The following is a 5,429-nucleotide window of genomic DNA, read 5'->3' on the forward strand; positions in this document are numbered from 1 at the left end:
GTTGTCCGTCTGCGCCGAGCCGACCATCCGCACCCGCCGTTGCCAGCCCAGGTACGTCGCGAAGACGTCCGACTCGGCCGGAGCGGTCATCAGCTCCACGCTTCGCTGAACACCAGCGTTCCCGGCGGCGGGACGACCTCCCGCAACATGTCCAGGTCGTCCTCGACCACGGCCACGTCGTCGGGATTCTCGGGCACGACATACGCCCGCACCGCCCGGCGCACGCCCGCCCCCGGCATGGTCGGCCAGGGATCGCCCGCCTCATTCGCCATCGTGTAGACCGCCTGCACCGGCCCGTCCACCGCGACCTCGGCATCCTCGTCCGTCTCATCCGGCCACAGCCGGAGATAAGCGGCCCGCCCTGCCGCCAGCAAGGCTTCCGGACTTTCGAGTGTCAGATCCACCCGGGTGATGACGCTCAGCGCCCCACCCACCGGCTCCTCGTCAGCCTCCTCGTCGAGCTCCTCGATGACCTCCAGGAGCAACGGCGCCGTCCCGGTGTGCTCGAACACAGCCTCGTTCCACGCCTCCACCACACTCTCGATCGCCGCGTTTCGAGCAAACAACTCCTCTGCCTCGGCTGCGCCGCCGCGGAGCCTGAGCAGCGCGTCAGCGTAGGTTCGCAGCGCCCCGATGAGGTCGGTCGTCGCCTGCTGCAACCCCTCGCTGCTCTCGTCCGAGTACTGCTCCACATCGTCCATGCGGCAGATGATCCCGCCCGCGCACTCAGATCGCGATGGCTGGGCGGGGGTGTACTCGGTTGAGTGGAGGGTTGTAGGACTGCCAGGCGGTGGCCAGGCGGTGGACGGCCTCGGCGAGTTCTTCGGGGCGGGCTCGGAAGTGGAGGCGGACATAGGGGTCGCTCGCGCCGGTGACGTCCAGGCCGGAGCCGGGGAGGATGGCCAGGCCGTGGCGAAGGGCTGTTTGGGCGAAGGAGTTGCCGTCGCCGTGCGGGAGCCGGGCCCAGATGCACTGGCCGCCTTGGATAGTTGGGATCTGCCAGCTGGGGAGGTGTTCGGCCAGGAGGGACTTGAGGTGGTCGTGGCGGTGCTTGAGCTCGTCGGCCAGGCCAAGGGTGTCCAGTTGGGCGACCAGGTGGGCGGCGGCTAGTTGGGCGGGGACGTTGCCGCCCAGGTCGTGGACGGCGCGGAGGCGGGCGAGGCGGTTGACGAGTGGGGCGGAGGCGCGGATCCAGCCGATCCGCAGGCCGCCCCAGACGCTTTTGCTGAGCGACCCGATCGAGATCACGGTCTCGCTGTACGCCGCCATCGGCGCCGGCGGCGTCGTACCCGGGAACCCGAGGTCGGCCGGCACCTCGTCCTCGATCAGCGGTACGTCGGCTGCCGCGGCCGCCCGCGCCAGCCGCTCCCGGACCAGCGGCGACAGCACCGACCCGGTCGGGTTCTGGTACGTCGGGATCACATAAGCCAACCCCGGACGACGCTCACGCACCGCCGCCTCGAACCCCACCAGGCCGACCGGCAGCCCACGCAGTACGGCGGCTTCCTCGCGGAACGCTTCCAACGCACCCGGGTACGTCGGCGCCTCCACCAGCACCTGGTCCCCGGGCGACACGAGTGCATGCGCCAACAGCGACAGCGCCTGCTGGCCGCCGTTCGTCACCAGGATCTGGTCCGGAGATGTCGGTACGCCGCGATCGCCGTACCGATCTGCGATCGCCTCCCGGAGGACCGGGTGACCGTACGGGTAGTACCCGATGTCCCCGCTGATCGCCCGCAGCGCCGGCACGATCCGCTCGTACGCCTCGGCCAGCTGCGGAGGCGGATCGCCGGGCGCAGCGCAGATCGCGAGCAGTACGTCGTCGTCCCGCGCCTCCAGCGAGTCCAGGAAGATCGGGTCGACCGGCGCATCCTCGATCGTCGCCGGCGACTGACTCCCCGCCACCCGGGTCCCGCTGCCCTGGCGCCGAGTGATCCGGCCCTCGGACCGCAACAGCTCGTACGCCGCGACCACCGTCGTACGGCCGACTGCGAGCGCGGACGCCAGCGCACGATCCGGCGGCAGCAGCGCGCCCGGCGGTAGCTCGCCGTCGTCGATCAGCCTGCGCATCCGGGCTGCGAGCAGCACGTACAGCGGCCCGCGGCCGGACGACCAGCGGCCCAGACGGTCACATACCTCGATTGGTCTCATTCGCGAACCAATTGTGCCGGATTGGCTCTGGGGTGACCAGACCCGGGCTCGGACGATGGCGGTATGGCCACCTTTCTTCGCAACGACATCGCGTCCCTGACCGAAGTGACGCCCACTTACGACCTGGGCGAGAGCTATGGACCTGACCTGCGGCTGGCGGACCTGCTGACCCCGGAGCTCGGCGACCTCGAGCTCGGCTACGGCACCGCGTCCGGCGACCTGCGGCTGCGGACCGCGCTCGCCGAGCGCCACGGCGTACGTCCCGACCAGGTCGTCACCACCGTGGGCGGGATGCATGCGATCTTCCTGCTCGCCTATCTGGTCGCGGAGGGCGGCGGTCAGGTCGTGACGACCGCGCCGCTGTTCCCGTTGGCCCGCAACTCCTACGAGTCCGTGGGCGCCGACGTCCGCGTGATCCCGTTGTCCTTCGACGACGGCTACCAGCTGACGGTCGAACACGTCCGCACCCACCTCACCCCCGACACCAAGCTGGTCAGCCTCGCGACTCCGCAGAACCCTTCAGGCGTTGAGGTTTCGCGCGAGACGCTGCAGCAGATCGTGGCCGTGATGAGCGAGATCTGCCCGGACGCCTACCTGATGGTCGACGAGACCTATCGGACGGCGGCGTACGGCGACGATCCGATCGCGGAGACCGCCGTACACCTGGGGTCCAAGGTCGTCGTCGTCGCCTCGCTGTCGAAGTGTCACGGCGCGGCCGGCCTGCGCGTCGGCTGGCTGGTCAGCACCGACGACGAACTCGTCGACCAGGTCGTGAACGCGAAGTTCAACACCGTGGTGACCGGTGCCCCGGTCACCGAGGCGCTGGCCGTGAAGGTATTCGAGCGGGAGGACGAGATTCTCGGCGTACGGCGTCGCTGGCTGGCGGACTCGCTGGCCGTGACGGACGAGTGGGTCCGTGCGAACCAGGACCTGGTCGAGTGGGTCCGGCCGGACGCCGGCGCGCTCTGCTGCATCCGGGTGCGACCAGCCGTCTCGCTCGACGCGTTCCGCGCAGCCACTGCCGAGCTGAGTGTCCGGCTGGCCGACGGTGACTGGTTCGGCGACGAGTCGCGGGTGTTCCGGCTCGGGTTCGGATTCCTGCCGCTGGTCGAGCTGAAGGCCGCGCTGGACGCGCTGGCGACGGCACTGCGCAAGGCTGTCCATGCCGCCGACTAGTCTTGCGGTGTGCCGGAGGTTTATGACCCGATGACTGATCCAGCACCGGCGCATGACGTGCGCGCGGTGCTGCGGATCCGGGCGTTCCGGCGGCTCTGGATCGCCTTCGGGCTGTCCAGCCTCGGCGACTGGATCGGGCTGCTCGCGCTGACCGCGATGGCGAAGTCGTTCGCCGGTGACGACTACCAGGCGGCGAACTTCGCCATCGGCGGCGTGCTGTTCCTCCGGGTGCTGCCCGCGCTGGTGATGGGGCCGGTGGCCGGCTGGGTCGCGGACCGGCTGGACCGGCGCTGGACGATGATCCTCGGCGACCTGATCCGGGCCGCGTTCTTCGTCACCATCCCGATCGTCGGCACGCTCACCTGGCTGCTGGTCGCGACCGTGCTGATCGAGATCGTCAGCCTGGTCTGGGGCCCGGCCAAGGACGCCAGCGTGCCGAACCTGGTGCCCCGGCACCGCCTCGAGGCGGCCAACCAGATCAGCCTGATCACGACCTACGGCACTGCGCTGCCGGCCGCCGTGATCTTCACCGCGATCACCCTGGCCGCCCGTGGGCTCGGCGAGTTCGCCATCGATCTGGCCGTTTACGTCAACGCCGCAACGTTCGTGGTGTCCGCGCTGGCGATCGTGTCGGTGTCCGAGATCGGCCGGGCCATCCACGAGCACGAGGAACATCCGACGCTGTGGCGGACGATGGTCGAGGGCTGGTCCTACGTCACCAAGACGCCGGTCGTCCGCGGTCTGGTGGTCGGCATCTCCGGAGCGTTCGCGGCCGGCGCGGTCGTGATCGGCCTCGGCCGCACCTACGTCGAGGACCTCAAGGCCGGCGATCCCGGGTACGGCGTTCTGTTCGGCGCGGTGTTCGGCGGTCTGGCCCTCGGCATGGGGTTCGCGCCGCGCCTGTTCTCCGGCCTGTCCCGACGCCGGTTGTTCGCGGCCGGCCTGGTCGGCTCCGGGATCTGCCTGGCCGGGCTGGCGCTGATCCAGCAGATCGAGATCGCCACCATGATCGCGATCCTGCTCGGCTTCTGCGCCGGCGCATCCTGGGTCTCCGGCTACACGCTGCTCGGTCTCGAGGTCCCGGACGCGGTCCGCGGCCGGACCTTCGCGTTCGTTCAGTCCGCGGTCCGGACCGTCCTCGCAGTCACCCTGGCCATCGCCCCGTTCGCCGCCGGCGCGATCGGTCGCCGTACCTGGTCCATCGGCGGGCAGTCGTGGACGTACAACGGCGCCGCGCTCACGATGCTGATCGCGGCCATCCTGGCCGGCGTGATCGGCCTGATCGCCTGGCGGCAGATGGACGACCGACCGGGTGTCCCGTTCTGGCGCGACGTACGGCGAAGCTTCGGCAAGACCCCCGGTCTCTACCCGACGACCGGCCTGTTCATCGCGATGGAAGGCGGCGAGGGGGCCGGCAAGTCGACCCAGTCGGCGTTGCTGGTCGACTGGCTGAAGGAGCAGGGCCAGCAGGTGCTGCTCACCCGCGAGCCGGGCGCCACCGACCTCGGCAAGACCCTGCGGCAGATCGTGCTCGACCCGGCCACCGGTGACATCTCGCATCGCGCCGAGGCGCTGCTGTACGCCGCCGACAAGGCCGAGCACGTGGACTCGGTGATCAAGCCCGCGCTGAAGGCCGGTGCCGTCGTCATCACCGATCGGTACGTCGACTCCGCGCTGGCCTACCAGGGATCCGGGCGGGACCTCGACCTGACCGACGTCGAGCGGGTCAACCGCTGGGCGACCGACGACCTCCGGCCGAACCTGACCATCCTGCTCGACCTGCCGCCGAAGAGCGGGCTCGACCGGTTCACCGAGCGGGACCGGATCGAGGCCCAGTCGCACGACTTCCACCTGCGGGTGCGCAACGCCTTCCTCGAGCTGGCCGCGGCCGAGCCGCAGCACTACCTGGTCGTCGACGCCACCCAGGACCGCGACGAAATCGCCGCCCAGATCCGCGCCCGTCTCCAACCCATGCTCCCGAAGGTGGATCTATGACGGTGCTTTTGGCCGGGCCTCCGGCGCCGGCGTGGTCATGGGGCTGTAACTCCCGGCCTTCCCTCGTCCCTCCAGTCGCTTCGCTCCCTCCGCTCCTCAGTCCAGGC

At 70.1% G+C, this 5,429-nt stretch carries 4 protein-coding genes; 2 read left to right on the forward strand and 2 right to left on the reverse strand.

Going from position 1 to position 5,429, the window contains the following annotated elements:
- Positions 1-89 precede the first annotated feature (89 nt).
- Positions 90-701, reverse strand: a complete 612-nt coding sequence (locus AB0H36_RS47850) for a hypothetical protein (protein WP_360539013.1) — start codon at positions 699-701, stop codon at positions 90-92.
- 25 nt (positions 702-726) lie between these two features.
- Positions 727-2,151, reverse strand: a complete 1,425-nt coding sequence (locus tag AB0H36_RS47855; RefSeq protein ID WP_360539017.1) for a PLP-dependent aminotransferase family protein — start codon at positions 2,149-2,151, stop codon at positions 727-729.
- A gap of 63 nt (positions 2,152-2,214) precedes the next feature.
- Here AB0H36_RS47855 and AB0H36_RS47860 point away from each other — a divergent pair, with 63 nt between their 5' ends.
- On the forward strand, positions 2,215-3,327 hold the full coding sequence (locus AB0H36_RS47860) for a pyridoxal phosphate-dependent aminotransferase (protein WP_360539020.1): 1,113 nt from the start codon (positions 2,215-2,217) through the stop codon (positions 3,325-3,327).
- A 30-nt stretch (positions 3,328-3,357) separates the two neighbouring features.
- Complete coding sequence (tmk, locus tag AB0H36_RS47865) at positions 3,358-5,322, forward strand: dTMP kinase (protein WP_360539023.1); 1,965 nt, start codon at positions 3,358-3,360, stop codon at positions 5,320-5,322.
- The last annotated feature ends 107 nt before the right edge of the window (positions 5,323-5,429 follow it).

This window comes from Kribbella sp. NPDC050820 (genome assembly GCF_040653975.1).
Lineage (GTDB): Bacteria > Actinomycetota > Actinomycetes > Propionibacteriales > Kribbellaceae > Kribbella.